This is a genomic window from Streptomyces sp. NPDC059248, assembly GCF_042753905.1.
GTDB lineage: Bacteria > Actinomycetota > Actinomycetes > Streptomycetales > Streptomycetaceae > Streptomyces.
On record NZ_JBHYZV010000105.1, the window covers coordinates 1 to 21,150 of the forward strand.

At 73.4% G+C, this 21,150-nt stretch carries 17 protein-coding genes and 1 pseudogene; 8 read left to right on the forward strand and 10 right to left on the reverse strand.

Going from position 1 to position 21,150, the window contains the following annotated elements:
• Positions 1-84: 84 nt before the first annotated feature.
• From whiA to ACFXG1_RS30015, 6 genes are all read right to left on the reverse strand, one after another.
• Positions 85-1,074, reverse strand: coding sequence for a DNA-binding protein WhiA (gene whiA / locus ACFXG1_RS29990; RefSeq protein WP_358823662.1), 990 nt, complete (start codon positions 1,072-1,074; stop codon positions 85-87).
• Complete coding sequence (gene yvcK / locus ACFXG1_RS29995) at positions 1,065-2,129, reverse strand: uridine diphosphate-N-acetylglucosamine-binding protein YvcK (protein ID WP_384745364.1); 1,065 nt, start codon at positions 2,127-2,129, stop codon at positions 1,065-1,067. The genes whiA and yvcK overlap by 10 nt, the downstream gene beginning before the upstream one ends.
• Positions 2,126-3,064 (reverse strand): RNase adapter RapZ, encoded by a 939-nt coding sequence (gene rapZ, locus ACFXG1_RS30000; protein ID WP_384720714.1) that lies wholly within the window; start codon positions 3,062-3,064, stop codon positions 2,126-2,128. The genes yvcK and rapZ overlap by 4 nt, the downstream gene beginning before the upstream one ends.
• Positions 3,061-5,139 carry an excinuclease ABC subunit UvrC gene (uvrC, locus tag ACFXG1_RS30005; protein ID WP_384745366.1) on the reverse strand — a complete coding sequence of 693 codons (2,079 nt, stop codon included), beginning with the start codon at positions 5,137-5,139 and terminating at the stop codon, positions 3,061-3,063. Before uvrC ends, rapZ begins: the two co-directional genes overlap by 4 nt.
• A gap of 175 nt (positions 5,140-5,314) precedes the next feature.
• A complete protein-coding gene (locus ACFXG1_RS30010; protein ID WP_384721413.1) occupies positions 5,315-6,223 on the reverse strand; it encodes a hypothetical protein in 909 nt (302 codons plus the stop codon).
• Positions 6,224-6,228: 5 nt separating this feature from the next.
• Complete coding sequence (locus tag ACFXG1_RS30015) at positions 6,229-6,855, reverse strand: papain-like cysteine protease family protein (protein WP_384745368.1); 627 nt, start codon at positions 6,853-6,855, stop codon at positions 6,229-6,231.
• Positions 6,856-7,200: 345 nt separating this feature from the next.
• On the opposite strand from ACFXG1_RS30015, the gene ACFXG1_RS30020 reads away from it, so the two are divergent.
• On the forward strand, positions 7,201-8,124 hold the full coding sequence (locus tag ACFXG1_RS30020) for a hypothetical protein (protein ID WP_384721407.1): 924 nt from the start codon (positions 7,201-7,203) through the stop codon (positions 8,122-8,124).
• A 60-nt stretch (positions 8,125-8,184) separates the two neighbouring features.
• Here the strand turns inward: ACFXG1_RS30020 and ACFXG1_RS30025 are convergent, their stop codons facing one another.
• Positions 8,185-8,613 (reverse strand): Rieske (2Fe-2S) protein, encoded by a 429-nt coding sequence (locus tag ACFXG1_RS30025; RefSeq protein WP_384745370.1) that lies wholly within the window; start codon positions 8,611-8,613, stop codon positions 8,185-8,187.
• Positions 8,614-8,816: 203 nt separating this feature from the next.
• Between ACFXG1_RS30025 and ACFXG1_RS30030 the strand changes: the two genes are divergently transcribed.
• The gene (locus ACFXG1_RS30030; RefSeq protein ID WP_384745372.1) at positions 8,817-9,719 is read left to right on the forward strand and encodes a carbohydrate kinase; all 903 of its coding nucleotides are present in this window, start codon (positions 8,817-8,819) and stop codon (positions 9,717-9,719) included.
• A 118-nt stretch (positions 9,720-9,837) separates the two neighbouring features.
• Here ACFXG1_RS30030 and uvrA read toward each other — a convergent pair whose 3' ends face one another.
• Entirely contained in the window at positions 9,838-12,771 is a 2,934-nt protein-coding gene (uvrA, locus tag ACFXG1_RS30035; RefSeq protein ID WP_384745374.1) for an excinuclease ABC subunit UvrA, read from the reverse strand.
• 293 nt (positions 12,772-13,064) lie between these two features.
• On the opposite strand from uvrA, the gene ACFXG1_RS30040 reads away from it, so the two are divergent.
• Both ACFXG1_RS30040 and ACFXG1_RS30045 read left to right on the forward strand, forming a co-directional pair.
• Positions 13,065-13,820, forward strand: a complete 756-nt coding sequence (locus ACFXG1_RS30040; RefSeq protein ID WP_384745376.1) for a maleylpyruvate isomerase family mycothiol-dependent enzyme — start codon at positions 13,065-13,067, stop codon at positions 13,818-13,820.
• A 61-nt stretch (positions 13,821-13,881) separates the two neighbouring features.
• The gene (locus ACFXG1_RS30045; protein ID WP_384721039.1) at positions 13,882-14,538 is read left to right on the forward strand and encodes an MBL fold metallo-hydrolase; all 657 of its coding nucleotides are present in this window, start codon (positions 13,882-13,884) and stop codon (positions 14,536-14,538) included.
• A gap of 58 nt (positions 14,539-14,596) precedes the next feature.
• Here the strand turns inward: ACFXG1_RS30045 and ACFXG1_RS30050 are convergent, their stop codons facing one another.
• Positions 14,597-15,862 carry a sensor histidine kinase gene (locus ACFXG1_RS30050; protein WP_384745378.1) on the reverse strand — a complete coding sequence of 422 codons (1,266 nt, stop codon included), beginning with the start codon at positions 15,860-15,862 and terminating at the stop codon, positions 14,597-14,599.
• A gap of 110 nt (positions 15,863-15,972) precedes the next feature.
• Positions 15,973-16,629, reverse strand: coding sequence for a response regulator transcription factor (locus tag ACFXG1_RS30055; protein ID WP_384745380.1), 657 nt, complete (start codon positions 16,627-16,629; stop codon positions 15,973-15,975).
• Positions 16,630-16,898: 269 nt separating this feature from the next.
• On the opposite strand from ACFXG1_RS30055, the gene ACFXG1_RS30060 reads away from it, so the two are divergent.
• The 4 genes and pseudogenes from ACFXG1_RS30060 (at position 16,899) to ACFXG1_RS30075 (ending at position 21,013) form a co-directional block, all read left to right on the forward strand.
• Complete coding sequence (locus tag ACFXG1_RS30060; RefSeq protein WP_384745382.1) at positions 16,899-17,477, forward strand: hypothetical protein; 579 nt, start codon at positions 16,899-16,901, stop codon at positions 17,475-17,477.
• Positions 17,470-18,825: an efflux RND transporter periplasmic adaptor subunit gene (locus tag ACFXG1_RS30065; RefSeq protein ID WP_384745384.1), complete on the forward strand. Its 1,356-nt coding sequence runs from the start codon at positions 17,470-17,472 to the stop codon at positions 18,823-18,825. Before ACFXG1_RS30060 ends, ACFXG1_RS30065 begins: the two co-directional genes overlap by 8 nt.
• Positions 18,822-19,475: pseudogene (locus ACFXG1_RS30070) on the forward strand (ABC transporter ATP-binding protein); the annotation flags it as partial. The gene ACFXG1_RS30065 and the pseudogene ACFXG1_RS30070, both read left to right, overlap by 4 nt.
• A gap of 362 nt (positions 19,476-19,837) precedes the next feature.
• Positions 19,838-21,013 carry an ABC transporter permease gene (locus ACFXG1_RS30075; protein WP_384745386.1) on the forward strand — a complete coding sequence of 392 codons (1,176 nt, stop codon included), beginning with the start codon at positions 19,838-19,840 and terminating at the stop codon, positions 21,011-21,013.
• The last annotated feature ends 137 nt before the right edge of the window (positions 21,014-21,150 follow it).

Below are 21,150 nucleotides of genomic sequence, written 5' to 3' on the forward strand. Positions count from 1 at the left end.
GCTCCGGAGCCGTACCGCCGCTCCGCACGGGTCCGCCCCCGGCCGGCCCGAGGGGCGGGGCGGGGGCGGAGCCGGAAGCGGGGGTCAGCCGACGAGGCCCTCGGCCATCTCCTCGGTCAGGCTGGACTCCGTACCGGGGATGCCCAGGTCCTGGGCCCGCTTGTCCGCCATCGCCAGCAGGCGGCGGATCCGGCCGGCGACCGCGTCCTTCGTCAGCGGCGGGTCGGCGAGCGCTCCCAGCTCCTCCAGGGACGCCTGCTTGTGCTCCATCCGGAGCCGTCCGGCGGCGGCGAGGTGCTCGGGCACCTCCTCGCCGAGGATCTCCAGGGCCCGCTGGACCCGGGCGCCGGCCGCCACCGCGGCCCGCGCCGAGCGGCGCAGATTGGCGTCGTCGAAGTTGGCGAGCCGGTTGGCCGTGGCCCGTACCTCGCGCCGCATCCGGCGCTCCTCCCAGGCCAGCACGGACTCGTGCGCACCGAGCCGGGTGAGCAGCGCCCCGATCGCGTCCCCGTCGCGGACGACGACCCGGTCCACCCCCCGGACCTCGCGTGCCTTGGCCGCGATGGAGAGCCGCCGGGCCGCGCCGACCAGGGCCAGCGCCGCCTCGGGGCCGGGGCAGGTGACCTCCAGCGACGAGGAGCGGCCGGGCTCGGTGAGCGAGCCGTGGGCCAGGAAGGCGCCGCGCCAGGCCGCCTCGGCGTCACAGGTCGCCCCGGAGACCACCTGGGGCGGCAGGCCCCGGATGGGGCGGCCCCGGCCGTCCACGAGGCCGGTCTGGCGGGCCAGCTGGTCACCGCCCGCGACCACCCGGACCACATAGCGCGAGCCGCGGCGCAGCCCGCCGGGGGCCATCACCATCAGCTCGGAGCCATGGCCGAAGATCTCCAGGATGTCCCGCTTGAGCCGGCGCGCGGCGATCCCGGTGTCCAGCTCCGCCTCGATCACGATCCGCCCGCTGACCAGGTGCAGCCCGCCCGCGAACCGCAGGATCGCCGAGACCTCCGCCTTTCTGCAGCAGGTCCGGGTGACGGGAAGCCGGGAGATTTCGTCCTTCACCGCTGCCGTCATCGCCATGGGCCGATCCTTCCATGCATCCGAAAAATACGGTCGTACGCGGCGGCCAGCAGCTCCGGGTCGTGCTTCGGAACCGGCCCGGGGCCCTCGCCCTGGGCAAAGGCCCCACCGGCGACCGCCACGGGCGCGAGTTCGACCGCGGCACCGAGGCGTTTCGCGGCGTCGGCGAGGGAATCGCGGTCGGGCACGGCGGCCTCGTCGGCCAGCACCACGTCCAGGGTGAGTTTAGGCGCGTGTCGTCCCAAAACCTCCAAATGACGCTGCGGGGAGAAGCCATCCGTTTCGCCCGGTTGCGGGGCCAGATTGAGCGACAGAACCCGGCGCGCCTTGGTCTCCACCAGCGCGTCCAGCAACTCCGGCACAAGTAGGTGGGGAATGACCGAGGAGAACCAGGAACCGGGTCCGAGAACCACCCAGTCGGCGTCAAGGACGGCGGCCACGGCCTCCGGTACGGCGGGCGGATCGGACGGTACGAGATGGACGGACTGGACCTCCCCGGGGGTGAGGGCGACGGTCGCCTGGCCCCGGACGGTCCCCAGCTCGTCGGGGCGGTCCGGGTCGTGCCCCCGTACCAGCGCCTGCAGCTCCAGCGGTACGGCGGACATCGGCAGCACCCGGCCGTGCGCGCCGAGCAGCTTGCCGACCAGGTCCAGGGCCTGGACATGGTCGCCGAGCTGCTCCCACAGGGCGACGATCAGCACATTGCCCACGGCGTGGTCGTGCAGCTCGCCCCGGGAGTGGAAGCGGTGCTGGATCACCCGGGCCCAGGTCTGGCCCCAGTCGTCGTCGCCGCAGAGCGCCGCCAGCGCCTTGCGCAGATCTCCCGGCGGCAGGACCCCCAGCTCCTCCCGCAGCCGTCCGCTGGACCCGCCGTCGTCGGCGACCGTGACGACGGCGGTCAGATCGCCGGTGATCCGGCGCAGGGCGGCGAGGGACGCGGACAGGCCCCGGCCGCCGCCGAGGGCGACGACCTTGGGCTGGGCGCCCCGTTTGCGCGGTCCGGCGGAGGCGCCGAACCGGCGCAGCCGCCGCAGGCGCAGGGAGTGTCCGGTCACTCGCGCCCCATGTCCCGGTGGACGACGACGGTCTCGACGCCCGCGGAGGAGAGCCGGGCGGCCAGCTTCTCGGCGGTGGCGACGGAGCGGTGCTTGCCGCCGGTACACCCCACGGCGACCGTCACATAGCGCTTGCCCTCACGGCGGTAGCCTCCGGCGATCAGCTGGAGCAGCTCGGTGTAGCGGTCGAGGAACTCCTTGGCGCCGGGCTGGTTGTAGACATAGTTCGACACCTCCTCGTTGAGGCCGGTGAAGGGCCGCAGCTCGGGGACCCAGTGGGGGTTGGGCAGGAAGCGCATGTCCACCACGAGGTCGGCGTCGACCGGCAGGCCGTACTTGAAGCCGAAGGACATCACGGTGGCCCGCAGCTCGGGCTCCTCGTCGCCCGCGAACTGGGCGTCCATCTTGGCCCGCAGCTCGTGGACGTTGAGGCTGGAGGTGTCGATCACCAGGTCGGCGTCGCCGCGCAGCTCGCGCAGGAGGTCCCGCTCGGCGGCGATGCCGTCGACGATCCGGCCGTCGCCCTGGAGTGGGTGCGGCCTGCGGACGGACTCGAAGCGGCGGACCAGGGCGTCGTCGGAGGACTCCAGGAAGACGATCCGCCGGGTGACCCGCTTGGCGTCGAGATCGGCGAGGGAATCGCGCAGATTGTCGAAGAAGCGGCGGCCGCGGACGTCGACGACGACCGCGATCCTGGCCACGTTCCCCTGGGAGCGGGCGCCCAGCTCCACCATGGTGGGGATCAGGGCCGGCGGGAGGTTGTCCACCACGAACCAGCCGAGGTCCTCCAGGCATTTGGCGGCGGTGCTGCGCCCCGCGCCCGACATACCGGAGATGATGACCAGCTCCGGGATGGCCGCCTCCGTGCCGCCTCCGTGTTCGTTGACCGTGCCCGTACTCACGTCTGCCACTCCGTCTGTGTGGTGCTTGTTCATTCCGTGTCTCCCCCGTCGTCCTCTTCCATGATCTCTCCGGTCGCGGTGTTCACGGCAGGGGCGGCCGGTGCCGCGCGGGCGAGGGCCACGACCACCGATTCGGCGGTCTTGCGTCCCATGCCGGGAACTTCGCAGATCTGCTCGATTGTGGCCCCTTTGAGCCGCTTCACCGAGCCGAAATGCTTGATCAACGCCTGTTTCCGGGTCTCGCCGAGGCCGGGAATCGCGTCGAGAGGGCTGGTACGGATGCGTTTGGTCCGTTTGGAGCGCTGATAGCGGATGGCGAAATCGTGTGCCGTGTCACGGACGCGCTGGAGCAGATACAGCCCTTCACTGGAGCGCGGCAGCACCACCGGGTCGTCGTCGCCGGGCAGCCAGACCTCCTCCAGACGCTTGGCGAGCCCGCACACCGCGACGTCGTCGATCCCCAGTTCGTCGAGGGCCCGGCGGGCCGCGGCCACCTGGGGCGCCCCGCCGTCCACCACGACGAGCTGCGGCGGATACGCGAACCGCCGGGGCCTGCCGTCGTCGTCGCGGTCACCGCTCCCCGTACCGCCGCTGTCACCTCCGGTGGCCCCGCCGTCGCTCCCGGCCACGGCCGGGGCGGTCCCGGGGCCCGGGGCGCCCGGCCCGGTCACGGGGGCGTCGTCGGCGCCGATCCACTCCCCCGTCCGGTCCTTCTCCGCCAGATAGCGGCGGAAGCGGCGGCCGATCACCTCGTGCATGGCCCGGACGTCGTCTTGGCCCTCGAAGCTCTTGATCTGGAAGCGGCGGTACTCGCTCTTGCGCGGCAGCCCGTCCTCGAAGACCACCATCGACGCCACCACGTCCTGGCCCTGGAGGTGGGAGATGTCGAAGCACTCGATCCGCAGCGGCGCCGAGTCGAGCCCGAGGGCCTCGGCGATCTCCTCCAGCGCCCGGGAGCGGGTGGTCAGATCGCCGGCCCGCTTCGTCTTGTGCAGCGCCAGCGCCTGCTGCGCGTTCCGCTCCACGGTCTCCATCAGGGCCTTCTTGTCCCCGCGCCGGGGCACCCGCAGGGACACCTGGGAGCCCCGCCGCTCCGCCAGCCACGCGCCGACGGCCTCGGGACCGGCGGGCAGGGCGGGCACCAGGACCTCCTTGGGCACGGCGTCGCCGCGCTCCTCCCCGTACAGCTGCTGGAGGGCGTGCTCGACCAGCCCGGCCGTGTCGACGGCCTCGACCTTGTCGGTGATCCAGCCGCGCTGTCCGCGGACCCGGCCGCCGCGGACGTGGAAGATCTGGACGGCCGCCTCCAGCTCGTCCTCGGCGACCGCCATCAGATCGGCGTCGGTGGCGTCGGCGAGCACCACGGCGTTCTTCTCCAGGGCGCGCCGCAGGGCCGTGATGTCGTCGCGCAGCCGGGCCGCGCGCTCGTACTCCATCTCCTCGGCGGCGTCGGCCATCTGCGTTTCGAGCCGGCGCAGATACGTTCCGGTGCGCCCGGCCATGAAGTCGCAGAACTCCTCGGCCAGTTCGCGGTGCTCCTCGGGGGTGACCCGGCCGACGCAGGGCGCCGAGCACTTGCCGATGTACCCCAGCAGACAGGGGCGGCCCTTCTGCTGATGGTTGCGGAGGACCCCGGCGGAGCAGGTGCGGACGGGGAAGACCCGGAGCATCAGGTCGACGGTCTCGCGGATGGCCCAGGCGTGGCCGTACGGACCGAAGTAGCGCACGCCCTTGCGCTTGGCGCCGCGCATGACCTGGACCCGGGGGAACTCCTCGTTCAGCGTGACGGCGAGATAGGGGTAGCTCTTGTCGTCCCGGTACTTGACGTTGAACCGGGGGTCGTACTCCTTGATCCAGGTGTACTCCAGCTGGAGCGCCTCGACCTCGGTGGAGACCACCGTCCACTCCACGGACGCCGCCGTCGTCACCATCGTGGCGGTGCGCGGGTGCAGATTCGCCACGTCCTGGAAGTAGTTGGCGAGGCGGGCGCGGAGGTTCTTGGCCTTCCCGACGTAGATCACCCGGCGGTGCTCGTCGCGGAACCGGTAGACCCCCGGGGAGTCGGGGATCTCTCCCGGCCTGGGGCGGTAGCTGGAGGGGTCTGCCATACCGTCCACCCTACTTGCGGCCACCGACACCGCGGGGGCCGGAGGGCCTGCGGCGGGGCCCCGCCGCGGGGGAGCGCGAAGGGGCCCCGCCCGCGTCGTCCGGCCGGGGACGTGCCGGGTCCGGGTGCGCCCGCCGCCCCGCCGCGGCAGCGGGAGCACCCGGACCGGGGCCGGGTCAGGCCTCCCGGGTGCGGCGCAGCCGCCGGGCCGCGATACCGGCCAGGGCGAGGGCGACCAGGCCGCCCGTCCCGGCCGCCACGGCGGTGGTGGTGTCCCGGCCGCCGGAGTCGGCGGGGGCCGCCCGCCCGGGAGCCGCCGCGGGGCCGTAGCCGCCGGCCGCGCCCTTCTTCGCGTACCCGGACCCGGGCAGTTTGTCGCCGTACGCAGCCGACACCCGGTCCCGGTAGGCGGCCAGGGTCGTCCCCCGCGCCCCGACGGCCCGTACCGCGTCCTGGTCGAGGGGCAGCACCCGGCCGCCCCCGGTGACGTACCAGGCGTCCGTCTGCGGCTCGCGGAACACCGTCCCGCCGGGCAGCTTCGCGGCGCCCGCCCGCGCGTACCGGAACTCGTCGTCGCCGGTGGCGATGTTCACCACCTCCCAGCCGGAGCCGCCGCGGGCCGCCCACACCGACGCCTTCTGCCCGTCGGACGCGACGGCCGGGGTGGCGAGGAACTCGGCCCGTGCCACCGGGGCGCCCGCCTTGCCCGCCACGAACTCCGGTGACAGGAGGTAGACGGGCACGGTGGCGCCGTCGGCACGCGGGGCCGCGGCCGAACGGGCCACCGCCCCGTCCCGGGCGAAGAACCGGGAGAGCGTGTCGAGGGTGGCCGGGGAGGTGGCGGCGGCCCGCGCCGCCGTCAGGTCGCCCGCGGCGGCCGGTACGGGTGCCGGGGCGGGCGCGGCGGCGGAGGCCGTACCGGTGAAGGTGCCCAGGGCTCCGAGAGCCAGGCAGACGGCGGCGCCCACGACGAGGGCCGCCCGGCGGTTCCCGGTCTCGGAAACGGTGCCGGATTCGGTGCCGGACGCGGTGCCGGTCGGGCCGCCGGAGGTGGAGTCGTGGCCGGTGAGGGGGGTCCGCGGCATCGCGCTCACGCTCCGATCCGGTAGAGCGAGTGGGTCCAGGAGAAGGAGTTGTTGTTGACGTACCAGGCGTGGGAGGCCCAGTTGTAGCGGGAGCTGGAGGGCCATGGATCGGCCCAGTAGACCCAGCTGTTGGCGGTGTCGTACCCGTAGATCACATGCATATGGCCGCCGCCGCTGGACCACTGGATCCGGGTCTCGACCGGCCGGTTGGCGTTGATCTCGGTCTGTACGGCGGTGTAGCGCAGCCAGTCGCCGATGTACGAGCCGGGGCTGATGCCCGCCCACCGCAGCCCGGTCTGCACCGTGCCCAGGGTGGCCTGATTGTTGGGGCACTGGGTGTTCTGGGCCCGGTTGAAGGCGGCGTTGCAGAACTGGTTCTGGGAGTAGTTGCGGCCGTAGAAGGAGGCGATGCTGTTGCCCGCGGCGGCCCAGCACCAGTTGGTCTTCTCCTGGGCCTGCATCGTGATGTCGAGCCGCTTCCAGGCGAGTGCGCCCGGATCGGCGGAGGTCGCCGCGGCGGGCGCGGCGGGTGAGGGCCCCGCCGGGACCGCGGTCGCGGTCGACAGCGGAAGGGTGACGACCGCGGCGAGCACGGCCGCCGCCGAGGCGAGCCGTCTCCTGGTGTTGTTCATACGCGTTCCTCCCGAGGGAAGGGTGGGGGTGGAGGAGCGCGTCCGGACGCTGCCCTTCGAGCGTCCAACCTTGTCGGGGGCAGGTCAACACGCTTCAATGCGGGGGACACGGCGCTGTGAACGCCCCGGCCTGAATGTGAACGGCTCACCCAGCCCGACCTGCGTCGCCGTGCCCGGACCCGGGCGGAGGCGGCGGGAACCGTGAACGTTCACCGGCGGCCGTGCGACCCCGCGCGGGCCCACGCCCCCCGGGACCAGAACCCCGGTACGGAACCCTCACCGGAACGGGGCCACGGGCCCGCGTACGGGTGCGCCCGCCCGACGCCACACCGCTGGAGGTTCCCCATGGGTCATACCGAGGCCGATCTGGCGCAGGTGCTGCACACCGGCCCGTTCCATCTGGCGCTGCGGGCCGCGCTCTCGGTGCGCGGGCTGCCGCTCCAGCGCGTCCAGCACCATCTCGCCCACCGGGGCATCAAGGTGGGCGTCACCAGCCTCAGCTACTGGCAGCAGGGCGCCCGGCGGCCCCAGCGGCCCGAGTCGCTGCGGGCCGTACGGGCCCTGGAGGAGCTGCTCGACCTGCCGGGCGACTCCCTGACCCGGCTGCTCGGCGGCCAGGCATCGGCCGAGGTCGAACGACCGCCGTCCCGTTCGTACCGCTCCCTGCTCGACGTCTCGGACACCGTGGAGGCCCTGCTGGCGGATCTGGAGTGCCCGGCGGACGGCGGACTGCACACGGTGGGCCACCACGAGCGGGTCAGGATCGGGGCCGCCCGCGAACTGCTGGGCCGGGACTCCCAGCTCGTCGTCCGGGCCCACCGGGACGGCGTCGACCGATGTCTGGCGATCCACCACGGCGACCCGGGCTGCGATCCGGCGCGGATCCGGGTCGGCGCGCTGGAGAACTGTCGTACGGGACGGGTGCGCTGGCACCGCGAGAGCGCCATCGTCGTCGCCGAGCTGCTGTTCGACGCGCGGCTGCGGGCCGGGGAGACGTACTTCTTCGGCTACGGCTTCGAGGACGGCACCGGCGGCCCGAGCGCCGAGTACGTCCGGGGCTTCACCTACGCGGGCGGGCAGTACGTCCTGCAGGTGCGGTTCGACGAGGGCGCGCTGCCGGTGCGCTGCCGGCGGTTCGCCCAGGCCACCACGGGGGCGCCGCGCGGCGGCCGGAACGATCTGACGCTCAGCGGTCGCCACCGGTCGGTCCATCTCGCGGAGCAGGGGGTGCGCCCGGGGATCCTGGGCATCGACTGGGACTGGGAGTGACCGCCGGCGGGGCCCGCGGGCCCGCCGCCGGGGCCGGGGCCGGGGCTGTCAGTCCTGGGTTCAGGCGCCGGGGCCCGCGATCAGCTTGCCCTCGCGGACGGTGACGGGGACCTGGGGCAGCGGTACGGTCGCCGGGCCGTTCAGGGCCTGGCCGGTGGTGACGTCGAAGCGGCTGCCGTGGCAGGGGCAGTTGCCCTCCACGCCCTCCACCTTGTCGAGGGCGCAGCCCGCGTGGGTGCACTGGGCGCTGAACGCCTTGTACTGCCCCTCGGCAGGGCAGCTGACGACGAGCCGCTGCTCCCGGTAGAGCCGGGCGCCGCCGACGGGCACGGCGTCGGCCGCGCCGAGGTCGACGGGCGCGGTCGGAGTGGGGACCTGGGCGCGGCCCAGCTTGGACTCGGTGGAGCAGGCGGCGACCCCCAGGCCGGCGGCGCCGGCGAGGGCGGCGCCTTTCAGCACGGTACGGCGGGCGGAGGGGGTGGCGGACATAGCGGCTCCACGGTTCGGGGACTGCCGGGCGTACGGGCGGCCGGACCGGCGGTCGGGCAGACGAAGGCCGGACACGGGGACCCGGAAGGACCGGGTCCGCCGGACCGGCCGACGGTGACGGATCCGACGATACCGGCGCGTCCCCGGCACCCCGCGCGCGGGCTCCCCGCACCCCCGACCGGCGATGGGCTACGTTCGGAGCCATGATCGTCGTCGCCGGAGAGGCTCTGATCGACCTGGTCCCCGTGGCACCGCCGGAACCGGGCGCGCCGCTTCCCCCGCTGGCCCCCCGGCCCGGTGGCGGCCCCTACAACACGGCGATCGCCCTGGGACGGCTCGGCGCCCCGGCCGCCTTCTGCTCCCGGATCTCGGCGGACGGCTTCGGGGACGCGCTGCTGGGCGGGCTCGCGGCGGCGGGTGTGGACACCTCGTACGTCGTCCGGGGCCCCGAGCCGACGACCCTGGCGGTCGCGGCGGTCGGTCCCGACGGCTCGGCGGGCTACACGTTCTACGCCCTGGGCACGGCGGACCGGCTCTTCGAGCTGCCGCCGCCGCTGCCGGAGCGGACCCGGGCGGTGGCCTTCGGTACCTGCTCCCTCGTTCTGGAGCCGGGTGCCTCCGCCTATGAGGCGCTGCTGCTGCGGGAGGCCCGGCTGGGGCGGTGCGTCCTGCTCGACCCCAATGTGCGGCCCGCTTTGATCCCGGACGCCGACGCCTATCGGAAGCGGTTCCGTTCCTGGCTGCCGTACGTCTCCCTGCTGAAGCTCTCCGAGGAGGACGCCCGGTGGCTGGGCGGGGTGCCCGAGGGACCGGGCGCGGTGGTGCTGACCCGGGGCGCCGGGGGGCTCACGGTCCGTACCCGGGGCGGGACGCGGGTATCGGTCCCGGCCGTCCCGGTCGAGGTCGCCGACACCATCGGCGCGGGTGACACCGTGAACGCGGCCCTGCTCCACGGGCTGGCCGCGCGGGACGCGCTTTCGGCGGCGGGGCTTGAGGCCCTGGGCGCGGACGGCTGGCGCGAGGTCCTCGCCCTGGCGGCCCGGGCCGCCGCCGTGACCTGCTCCCGCCCGGGCGCGGAGCCCCCGTACGCCGCCGAGCTGTCCTGACCCCGGGGTCGCCGCGGGACCGGGCGCCTCCCCCTCACGCCTAAGGGCCCGTACGGATGTCCGTACGGGCCCTTAGGCGGTCCGGGCCCCGGATCTCGCCCCCGAGGCCCGGACCTGGCTACGCCTTGCGGGCGCGGGCCGCCGTCTTCTTGGCGGCGCGCTTCCTGGGCGCGGTACGGGCCCGGGGCACCGCCGCGTCGCTGACCCGCTCGGGGTCGAGGATGTCCCGCAGGAACTTGCCGGTATGGCTGGCCGGGACGCCCGCGACCTCCTCGGGAGTGCCCTCGGCGACCACCAGGCCGCCGCCGCTGCCGCCTTCGGGACCCATGTCGACAACCCAGTCGGCGGTCTTGATCACATCGAGGTTGTGCTCGATGACGATGACCGTGTTGCCCTTGTCGACCAGCCCCGAGAGCACCGTGATCAGCTTGCTGATGTCCTCGAAGTGGAGACCGGTGGTCGGCTCGTCGAGCACGTAGACCGTCCGCCCGGTGGAGCGCTTCTGCAGCTCGGAGGCGAGCTTGACGCGCTGCGCCTCACCGCCGGAGAGCGTCGTCGCGGGCTGGCCGAGCCGGACGTAGCCCAGGCCGACCTCGTTGAGCGTCCTGAGGTGGCGGGCGATCGTCGGCACCGCCTCGAAGAAGGCGAGGGCCTCCTCGATGGGCATGTCGAGCACCTCGGCGATCGACTTCCCCTTGTAATGGACCTCCAGCGTCTCCCGGTTGTACCGCGCGCCGTGGCAGACCTCGCACGGGACGTAGACGTCCGGCAGGAAGTTCATCTCGATCTTGATGGTGCCGTCGCCGGAGCAGTTCTCGCAGCGTCCGCCCTTGACGTTGAAGGAGAAGCGGCCGGGCTGATAGCCCCGGACCTTCGCCTCCATCGTCTCGGCGAAGAGCCTGCGGACATGGTCGAAGACACCTGTATAGGTCGCCGGGTTGGACCGCGGGGTGCGGCCGATGGGCGACTGGTCGACATGGACGACCTTGTCCACGAGGTCGTCGCCGTCGACCCGGGTGTGCCGCCCGGGCACCGACTTGGCGCCGTTCAGCTCGCGCGCCAGATGGGTGTAGAGGATGTCGTTGACCAGGGTGGACTTACCCGATCCTGAGACCCCGGTGACGGCGGTGAAGACACCGAGCGGGAACGAGACGTCGAGGTCCTTGAGGTTGTTCTCCCGGGCGCCGCGGACCGTGATCCGCCGCTCCGGGTCCGTGGGCCTGCGGATGTCGGGGGTGGCGATCGCCTTCTTGCCGGACAGATACTGTCCGGTCGCCGAGGCGCTGTTGGCCAGCAGTTCGGCCAGCGGGCCCGAGTGGACGACCTTGCCGCCGTGCTCCCCGGCGCCGGGGCCGATGTCGACGACCCAGTCGGCCACCTTGATGGTGTCCTCGTCGTGCTCCACGACGATCAGGGTGTTGCCCATGTCCCGCAGCCGGACCAGGGTCTCGATCAGCCGGTGGTTGTCCCGCTGGTGGAGGCCGATCGACGGCTCGTCGAGCACGTACAACACACCCACCAGGCCGGAGCCGATCTGGGTGGCCAGCCGGATGCGCTGGGCCTCGCCGCCGGAGAGGGTGCCCGCGGCGCGGTTGAGGGAGAGGTAGTCGAGACCCACGTCGACCAGGAACCTCAGCCGCTCGTTGACCTCTTTGAGGACCCGCTCGGCGATCTTCTTGTCGCGGGCGGACAGCTTCAGCCTGCCGAGGAACTCGGCGCATTCACTGATCGACATCCCGGAGACCTCGGCGATGGAGCGGTCCATCACCGTCACCGCGAGGACGACGGGCTTGAGCCTGGTGCCCCGGCAGGTGGGGCACGGCGCCTCGCGCATATAGCCCTCGAAGCGCTCCCGGCTGGAGTCGCTCTCGGCCTCCTGGTGCCGCCGCTGCACGAACTGCACGGCGCCCTCGAAGGCCGGGGTGGTGTAGGCGCGCTCGCGCCCGTACCGATTGCGGTAACGGACCTCGACCTGGGTCTTGTGGCCGTACAGCAGGGCCTTCTTGGCGCGCTGCGGGAGCCCGCCCCACGGCATGTCGGTGGAGAAGCCGAGGGCGTCGGCGAGACCGCCGATCAGCCGGCCGAAGTACTCCTTGGTGTGGCCGTGGGACCAGGGGTGGATGGCGCCCTCGTCGAGGGACTTGTCCGGGTCCGGGACGATCAGCTCGGCGTCGACCTCCATCCGGGTGCCGATACCGGTGCAGTCCGGGCAGGCGCCGAAAGGCGAGTTGAAGGAGAAGGAGCGCGGCTCCAGCTCCTCGAAGGAGAGGTCGTCGTAGGGGCAGTACAGATGCTCCGAGAACATCCGCTCGCGCTCGGGGTCGTCCTCGGCCAGGTCGACGAAGTCGAGGACGACCATGCCGCCGGAGAGCCCGAGGGCGGTCTCCACGGAGTCCGTGAGCCGCCGCTTGGCGCTCCCCTTGACCGTGAGGCGGTCGACGACCACCTCGACGGTGTGCTTCTCCTGCTTCTTCAGCTTCGGCGGGTCGGAGAGCTGGATCGTCGCCCCGTCGACCCGGGCCCGGCTGTACCCCTTGGTCTGGAGGTCGGCGAAGAGGTCGACGAACTCGCCCTTGCGCTCGCGCACCAGCGGCGACAGCACCTGGAACCGGCTGCCCTCGGGCAGCTCCAGCACCCGGTCCACGATGGCCTGCGGCGACTGCCGCGAGATGGGGCGGCGGCACTCGGGGCAGTGCGGCTTGCCGATCCGGGCGAAGAGCAGCCGGAGGTAGTCGTAGACCTCGGTGATCGTGCCGACGGTGGAGCGGGGGTTGCGCGACGTCGACTTCTGGTCGATCGAGACCGCGGGCGAGAGCCCCTCGATGAAGTCCACGTCCGGCTTGTCCATCTGCCCCAGGAACTGGCGGGCGTAGGACGACAGGGACTCCACGTAACGGCGCTGGCCCTCGGCGAAGATCGTGTCGAAGGCGAGCGATGACTTGCCCGACCCCGAGAGCCCCGTGAACACGATGAGGGAGTCACGGGGGAGGTCGAGCGAGACGTTCTTGAGATTGTGCTCGCGAGCGCCACGGACGATGAGACGGTCGGCCACGCCGGGTCCGCACCTTTCTTGAGTGATCAGGTCCTGAACGAGGGCACCGGCCCCTGAACGGAGGCACCGGCCACGGACCAGACCGTTCCAGCCTACGGGGGTCGCCGGGGGAACGGGGCGGAGCGGCGGACTCCCCCGGCACTGCGGGGGCCGTCCGGGCGGGCTCCGTACCGATGCCCGACAACCAGGATGCCTCGACCCAGGCTATAGCACGTGCATTCGATTTATCTCGGCCCGCAACCGTCTTCACCCGATCGTGTGGCGAGGGCCTCCCCGGGACTATCGTCGGCCGCATGATCGATCCCATGCGCGACCTCGCCCTGCTGCGGGCGGCCACCGAGCGCCTGCTCGTCACCGCCCAGGCCCTCGGCGGCGCAGCCGTCACCGGAGACAACGCTGCGCTCGCCGGACCGTCACTCCTCCCCGGCTGGACCAGGGGCCATGTCCTGGCCCATGTCGCCCGGAACGCCGACGCGCTCGTCAACGTCCTCGAAGGACGTCCGATGTACGCGAGCGCCGAGACCCGCGACGCCGAGATCGAGCGCGACGCCCACCGGCCGCTGGACGTCCAGCTCGCCGACATCCGCGACAGCGCCGCCCGGCTGCACGCCGTGGCGTCGCTCCCCGCCGACTGGGACCGTACGGTCGCCCTGCGCAACGGGGTCACCGACCGGGCCGCCCGGATCCCCTTCCGCCGGCTCGTGGAGGTCGAACTCCACCATGTCGATCTCGGCGCGGGAGTCGGTCTCGAAGACCTTCCGGAGGAGTTCCTGCTCCGCGAGACCGCGTTCCTGGCCGAGCGCTTCACCGGGCACCCGGACGTACCGCCGACCCGGATCACGGCCGCCGGCGGCCTCGGGACCTGGACCACGGGACGGGCCCCCGAGGGCGCGGCGTCCGGTGGGGCCCCGGAGAAGGAGCTGACCGTCGAGGGACCCCCGGCGTCCCTGGTGGGCTGGCTCGCCGGACGCCGTACCGCCGACGCGGCGCTCACCGCGACGGCGGCGGACGGCTCCCCGGCCGCCCCGCCCGCGGTGCCGCCGCTGTAGCCGCCTCCGCCGCCGTCCGGCCCGCCCCGGCGCCCGGGGCGGGCCGGATAGGCTGAGTCCCATGACGTACAGCGGAGTGGTGAAGGTCGGCGGACCCGCGGATGTGCACGAGCTGACGGGCCTGATGATCTCCAAGGTCGCCGTCGGCCCCATGGACAACAACAGCTATCTGCTGCGCTGCCGGGCCACCGGGGAGCAGCTGCTCGTCGACGCCGCGAACGACGCCCCCACCCTGCTCTCCCTGATCGGGGACGACTCGATCGCGTCCGTCGTCACGACCCACCGGCACGGCGACCACTGGCAGGCGCTGGCAGAGGTGGTGGCGGCGACGGGTGCGCGGACGTACGCGGGCCGTGACGACGCCGAGGGCATCCCCGTGGCCACCGACGTCCTCGTCGACGACGGCGACGAGATCACGGTCGGCCGGGTCCGGCTGACCGCCCGGCACCTCGTGGGCCACACCCCGGGCTCCATCTCCCTGGTCTACGACGACCCGCACGGCCATCCCCATGTCTTCACCGGCGACTGCCTCTTCCCCGGCGGGGTCGGCAACACCCGTCAGGACCCGGCGGCGTTCGACCGGCTGATCGGGGACGTCGAGACCAAGCTGTTCGGCCCGCTCCCCGACGAGACCTGGGTCTATCCGGGGCACGGCAAGGACACCACCTTGGGCGCCGAGCGCCCCCACCTCGCGGAGTGGCGCGCGCGGGGCTGGTGACCCCGCCGCCCGGGATGGGGTCCGGTCGGCGGGGCCACCAGGTCCGTGCCGCCCGGTGTCATCCGGGGGCGGTGTGCGCCCACGGGGGCAGCGTGACCGTGACCACGAGACCGCCGCCGTCCCGGGGGCGGGCGGTCACCGTGCCGTCGTGGGCGCGGGCCACCGCGCGCACGATGGAGAGGCCGAGCCCGGCGCCCTTGGCGCTGATCACCCGGTCCCGGCCGAGCCGCCGGAACGGTTCGAAGAGCGTCGGTACGTCGAACGGGGCGACCAGCGGTCCGGTGTTCACCACCTCCACCACCGCCCCGCCGTCCGGTGCCGCGCGGCTGGCGACCCGTAAGGTGCCGCCGGGCCCGCTGTTGTGCCGGATCCCGTTCTCCACCAGGTTGTGCACCAGCCGTTCGAGGAGCAGGGCGTTGCCGCTGGTGGGCGCCTCGGCGGTCTCTTCGTGGACGGTGACCCCCGCCGCCCCGGCCTCGGCCGCGGTCTGGCCGACGACATGCGTGACGATGTCCGCCATGTCGACCGGCAGCCGTTCGGTGACCTCGTTCTCCGAGTCGGCGAGCAGCAGCAGCCCGCCGATCAGCCGTTCGTGCCGCAGATTGATCTCCAGCAGGTCCTCGCCCAGCCGTTGTACGTCCTCGGAGGCGGTTCTGCGGTGCATGGCCACCTCGACGAGGGCCCGGCCCAGGGTGAGCGGGGTGCGCAGTTCGTGGGAGGCGTTGGCGACGAAGCGGCGCTGCCCGTCGAAGGAGCGGTCCAGCCGTTCGACCATGGTGTCGAAGGTGTCGGCCAGGTCTTTGACCTCGTCCTGCGGTCCGGAGAGCGCGATGCGTTCATGCAGTCCGCGCCCGGCGGCCGGGGCCGCCGCGATCCGTCGCGCGGTCTCGGTGACCTGACGCAGCGGGGCCAGGACGCGCCCGGCGACGAGCCAGCCGAATCCGGCCGCGACCCCGCCGACGACCACCAGGACGATGCCGCCCTGGCTGAGGAGGCTGGTGGCCGCCGCGTCGTTCAGGGCGTCCTGCTGCCGCTTCAGGGCCACGGCGGTGTCGGGGAGCCTGGTCCGTTCGCCGTCGACGGTGATGAACCGTTCTTCGGGTTGCGCCCGCGGCGTACCGGGCGACGGGGTGCCGGTGGGCGCCTTCTCCACGGTGTCGATGAACTTGGCGCCCTTCGGGACCTGCTGCTCGAACAGGACGTACGTCACCCCGAGCAGCACCACCCCGGCGGCCATGAACAGGCCGCCGTAGATCAGGGTCAGCCGGGCCCTCAGGGGCAGCTTGTCGGGGCGCGGGAGACGAAGCCGCCGAGGGCGCGCCACCGGGCCACGTGGCCGGGGGCGCCGCCTCCGGCCGCGTACCGGCACGCCGGTTTCCCCGGAGGGGGCCGTAACGGCGGGGGTGTCCGCGTTCCTCGCGGTGTTCCGGCCGGTCATGCGATGCGGTAGCCCGTTCCGGTCACCGTCTCGACCACCGGCGGGCCCCCGAGCTTCCGCCGGAGCTTGAGCACGGCGAGCCGTACGGCACCGGTGAACGGGTCGGCGTTCTCGTCCCACGCCTTCTCCAGCAGCTGCTCGGTGGAGACCGCGGCCCCTTCGGCGCGCAGCAGTTCGGTGAGGACCGCGAACTCCTTGGGCGACAGGGGGACGTAGCGGCCGTCCCGGAACACCTCCCGGCGCGCCGGGTCGAGCGTGATCCCGGCCCGGCGCAGCACGGGCGGCACCGCGGGCCGGGAGCGGCGGCCGAGCGCCAGGACCCGGGCGGCGAGTTCGGGGAAGGCGAAAGGCTTGGTGAGGTAGTCGTCGGCGCCGATACCGAGGCCGCCGACCCGGTCGGCGATCTCCGCGGCGGCGGTGAGCATCAGGACCCGGGCGGTGGTGCCGGTGCCGACGACGGCCCGGCAGACCTCGTCGCCGTGGACGACGGGCAGATCGCGGTCGAGGACGACGACGTCGTAGTCGTTGACGCCGACGCGCTCCAGCGCCGCCGCGCCGTCGTGGACGACGTCCACGGCATGGGTCTCGTCGCGCAGCCATTCGGCGATCGCGTCGGCGAGCCTGGGCTCGTCCTCCACCACCAGTACGCGCATCGCACGTCCCTCCCCCGGGTCGACGGGTCCCGACGGCACCCCCGTGGGCGTCGGGCTCATCGCCATGGTGACCCCGTTCGCGTTTCCAGCGCGTTAGTTTCCGGCGGCCGGTGTGCGTGATACGTGATGGCCGCGGCCGGCGGTGGCCGGATCCGTACCCCCGTGGCGTACTCGGGCCGGGCAGGAAACCGGATGGAAACGGCGCCCCGCGTTCCATCGGTCGTCGAAGGGCCGGTACCGACCGGCCCTCGGTACGAGGAGTTGCGACGATGCGAGCACTCACCCGCGGGGGTCCGGCCGCCGGGGCGCTGGCCGCCCTGGCGCTGGCGCTGGTGCTGACCGGCTGTGGATCGGACGGCGGCGAGAAGAAGGTGGCATCGGCCCCGTCGGCGAAGGGCGCGGCCGGGGGGTCGGAGGGCGGCGGCTCGTCCGGCGGGGACGGCAAGGACGGCGCGTCCGGGATGGACAACAAGGAGAAGGCGCGGAAGTTCGCGGAGTGCCTGCGGAAACAGGGTCTCGACGTCTCCGATCCGGATGACGGCAAGTTCACCATGAAGGGGAACGGGCTGCCCAAGGAGAAGCTCGACAAGGCGGCGCAGGCGTGCCGCGAGTTCCAGCCGCAGGGCATGGCGGACGGGAAGAAGCCCGACGCCAAGATGGTCGAGTCCATGCGGAAGTTCGCCGAGTGCATGCGGAAGAACGGCGTGGAGAAGTTCCCCGACCCCGGTTCCAGTGGCGGGATCCAGATCGACGGGAGCATCACCGAGGACGCCGACTTCAAGCCCGCCGAGGAGAAGTGCCGGGCCCAGATGCCCAAGGCGCCGGGGAAGAAGGACCTCGATGGCTGAGTCGCCGGCGGGACGCGCCGGGACCGGTTCCGGCCGGCCGGACTCGTATCGTACGGAGCCCGGCACCACCGGCCCGCACGGTACCCAGCCCGGCGCCACCGGCCCGCATATGACGGAGCCCGGCACCGCCGACGCGGATCCGGCGTCCACCACGGCCCGGCTCCGGCTGCCTTCGGGGGTCCGGAAGTCCGCCGGGGGCGCGGAGCCGGAGCCGGCCCCCGGCCCGGAAGGTGTGCGGGACACCCCTTCCCCTCCGGCCGGCCGGGGCACACGGCGCCGCAGGAAGCGCGGCCGCCGGATCGCGGCCGTCCTCACGGTCCTCGCCGCCGGCGGCGCGGTGGCCGTCGCCGGGCTCGGTCTCGGCGGCGACGCCGACGCGGGCGGCGGGGAGTCGGACGGACTGCCGCCGAACACGGCGAAGGTGACCCGGCAGACGCTGCGCGACATCCAGACGGCGGACGGCGCCCTGGGCCACGGCACCACGTCCGAGGTCACCAGCCGGGTGTCCGGCACATTCACCGCCGTACCGGAGAGCGGGCAGCGGATCACCCGGGGGCAGGAGCTGTACGCGGTGGACGACAAGCCCGTGACACTCCTGTACGGGTCCCTGCCCGCGTACCGCGCTCTCAAAGAGGGTGTCGAAGGCCCGGACGTCCGGCAGCTGGAGCGCAATCTGCGGGCCCTGGGCCATACCGGGTTCACCGTCGACGACGAGTTCACCGACGCGACCGCCGAGGCGGTCAAGGCGTGGCAGGAGGACCTCGGGCTGGAGGAGACCGGCGTCGTGGACCTGGGGCGGGTGGTCTTCACCCCTGCCGCGATCAGGGTCGACGGCCTGGAGGCGGCGAAGGGCGGCGCCGTCCAGATGGGCGGCAAGGTGCTCTCGTACACCGGTATCGCGAAGGCCGTCACGGTCGAGCTGGAATCCAGTGATCTGCGGCTGGTGAAGAAGGGCGAGACGGTCACCGTCGTGCTGCCCGACGGCACCCGGGTACCGGGCCGGGTGGAGAGCGTCTCCACCGTCATCCAGCCCGCCGGCGGCCAGGAGGAGGCGAGCACGAAGGTCGTGGTGGTCGTGGCGCTGAGCGGGGCGAAGGCACAGCAGGCCGCCGGGCGGCTGGGATCGGCCTCGGTCGACGTCGAGTTCGTCTCGGGCACCCGCAAGGACGTCCTGACCGTCCCGGTCGCGGCGCTGCTGGCGTTCTCCGGCGGCGGCTTCGGTGTGGAGGTGGTCTCCGGTACGACGTCCACCTATCTCCCGGTGACGACGGGCCTGTTCGCGGAGGGCCGGGTGGAGATCTCCGGGCAGGGCGTGACCGCGGGGGCGATCGTGGGGATGCCCAAGTGATCGAGCTGACGGAGGTGACCAAGGAGTACCCGGGCGGGGTGACCGCCCTCGCCGGGGTGTCGCTGCGGATCGACCGCGGTGAACTGGTGGGGATCGTCGGTCCTTCCGGTTCGGGGAAGTCGACGATGCTGCATGTCCTGGGCACGCTGGACCGGCCGTCGTCGGGGCGGGTGACGATCGACGGATACGACGTGGGGGCGCTGCCCGACCACCGGCTCTCCGCGTTGCGGGCGAGCCGGATCGGCTTCGTCTTCCAGCACTTCCATCTGGCGGCCGGGACCACGGCGCTCGACAACGTGGCGGACGGGCTGCTGTACAGCGGGCTGCGTCCGGCGGAGCGCCGGCGGCGGGCCGCGGCCGCGCTGGAGCGGGTCGGCCTCGGGCACCGGACGGACCACGAGCCCCATGAGCTGTCGGGCGGGGAGAAGCAGCGGGTGGCCATCGCCCGCGCGGTGGCGGGGGATCCCCCGCTGCTCCTCGCCGACGAGCCGACGGGCGCCCTGGACTCGGTCTCGGGCGACGGTGTGATGCGGCTGCTGCGGGAGCTGAACCGGGCGGGCACCACGGTCCTGGTGATCACCCACGACCGGGAGATCGCGGCATCGCTGCCCCGGCAGGTGCTGCTGCGGGACGGGCTGATGGTCGCGGACACCCGCGACGAGCCGGCCCGGCCGGACGGCGGCGCGGGGCGCGGACCCGCGGACGGGGTGACGACGGGGGGCGCGGGGCCCGCCGTCCGCTCCGGCCCGGCGGGCGGGGCCGACCGGGCCGGTCCGGCGGCTCAGGGCGGTCAGGGCACTCCGGGTGCTCAGGGCGCCCCGGCGGCCCCGGGCGCTCCCACCGGTCCGGGCGACGCGGCGGGGGCGTACCGGTGAGCCCCCGGACCCTCGACCGGGCCGGGGACGTACCGCCCGGCGAAACGGCCGCGGACGGCGGCACCCGCCGTGAACGGCGTGAGCGGCGGGAGCGGCGGGAGCGGCGGGCGGATGCCCGGGAGCTGCGGCCCGCGCGGATGGGTCCCGGCGATGTCCTCAGGGTGGGGGCGGTCGGGCTGCGGACGCGGCCGCTGCGCGCCTTCCTGTCGGCTCTGGGGATCGCGATCGGTATCGCCGCGATGGTGGCCGTGGTGGGGATCTCCTCGTCCTCCCGGGCCGAGCTGGACCGGCGGCTGAGCGCCCTGGGCACCAATCTGCTCACCGTCTCGCCCGGCTCCACCCTCACCGGTGGTGCCGCCCGGCTTCCGCTGGAGGCCGAGTCCATGGTCGACCGGATCGGGCCCGTGACGGAGGTGTCGGCCATCGGGGAGATCCCCGAGACGAAGATCTTCCGGACCGGGAAGATCCCGAAGGCGGAGACCAACGGGCTCGCCGCCTACGCCGTCCGGACGAATGTGCTGACGGCCGTCGCGGCCGAGCTGCGGACGGGCACCTGGCTGAACGGGGCGACGGGCCGCTATCCGGCGGTCGTCCTCGGGTCGGAGGCGGCCGAGCTGCTCGGTATCGGGCGCCCGGGACCCGATGTCCGGGTCCTCGTCGGCGACCGGCTGTTCACCGTCGTCGGGATCCTTGAGCCCGCCGCGCTGGCACCGGAGCTGGACGACGCGGCCCTGGTCGGCTGGCCGGTGGCGGAATCGGCGCTGGGCTTCGACGGGCATCCGACGACCGTGTACACGCGGTCGCCGGAGTCGCAGGTGGAGAGCGTACGGGACGTCCTCGGGTCGACGGCCAACCCGGAGGCGCCCAACGAGGTGGAGGTATCGCGCCCCTCGGACGCGCTGGCGGCACAGCAGGCGGCGGATCAGGCGTTCACGGCGCTGCTGCTGGGCCTGGGGGCCGTCGCCCTGCTGGTCGGCGGGGTCGGGGTGGCCAACACCATGGTGATCTCGGTCCTGGAGCGGCGGTCCGAGATCGGGCTGCGCCGGTCCCTCGGGGCGACCCGGGGCCAGGTCCGTACCCAGTTCCTGGCGGAGTCGCTGCTGCTGTCGGCCCTCGGCGGGCTCGGCGGGGCGGTCCTGGGCTCAGGGGTGACCGCCGGATACGCGGTCTACCAGGGATGGCCGTCGGTCGTACCGCTGTGGGCGGTGACCGGCGGGATCGGTGCCACGCTCGCCATCGGCGCGCTGGCCGGGCTGTATCCGGCGGTACGGGCCGCCCGGCTCTCGCCCACGGAGGCGCTGGCCGCGACGTAGCGGCGCTTTCCGGCGGCGGATACCCGAATACCCGGCTAGACGGCTATACGGAAGGGGTGGGTGCGACGGTCGTCGCACCCCCCCCAGCGCCGTAGGTGCAAATGTACCGGCCGGGGGTCAGGCGGCCACACAGTCCA

Coding starts and splice junctions, on each gene's coding strand:
- whiA (WP_358823662.1), bottom strand. CDS start 1,074: ATGGCGATGACGGCAGCGGTGAAGGACGAAATCTCCCGGCTTCCCGTC.
- rapZ (WP_384720714.1), bottom strand. CDS start 3,064: ATGAACAAGCACCACACAGACGGAGTGGCAGACGTGAGTACGGGCACG.
- uvrC (WP_384745366.1), bottom strand. CDS start 5,139: ATGGCAGACCCCTCCAGCTACCGCCCCAGGCCGGGAGAGATCCCCGAC.
- ACFXG1_RS30010 (WP_384721413.1), bottom strand. CDS start 6,223: ATGCCGCGGACCCCCCTCACCGGCCACGACTCCACCTCCGGCGGCCCG.
- ACFXG1_RS30015 (WP_384745368.1), bottom strand. CDS start 6,855: ATGAACAACACCAGGAGACGGCTCGCCTCGGCGGCGGCCGTGCTCGCC.
- ACFXG1_RS30020 (WP_384721407.1), top strand. CDS start 7,201: ATGGGTCATACCGAGGCCGATCTGGCGCAGGTGCTGCACACCGGCCCG.
- ACFXG1_RS30025 (WP_384745370.1), bottom strand. CDS start 8,613: ATGTCCGCCACCCCCTCCGCCCGCCGTACCGTGCTGAAAGGCGCCGCC.
- ACFXG1_RS30030 (WP_384745372.1), top strand. CDS start 8,817: ATGATCGTCGTCGCCGGAGAGGCTCTGATCGACCTGGTCCCCGTGGCA.
- ACFXG1_RS30040 (WP_384745376.1), top strand. CDS start 13,065: ATGATCGATCCCATGCGCGACCTCGCCCTGCTGCGGGCGGCCACCGAG.
- ACFXG1_RS30045 (WP_384721039.1), top strand. CDS start 13,882: ATGACGTACAGCGGAGTGGTGAAGGTCGGCGGACCCGCGGATGTGCAC.
- ACFXG1_RS30055 (WP_384745380.1), bottom strand. CDS start 16,629: ATGCGCGTACTGGTGGTGGAGGACGAGCCCAGGCTCGCCGACGCGATC.
- ACFXG1_RS30060 (WP_384745382.1), top strand. CDS start 16,899: ATGCGAGCACTCACCCGCGGGGGTCCGGCCGCCGGGGCGCTGGCCGCC.
- ACFXG1_RS30065 (WP_384745384.1), top strand. CDS start 17,470: ATGGCTGAGTCGCCGGCGGGACGCGCCGGGACCGGTTCCGGCCGGCCG.
- ACFXG1_RS30075 (WP_384745386.1), top strand. CDS start 19,838: ATGGGTCCCGGCGATGTCCTCAGGGTGGGGGCGGTCGGGCTGCGGACG.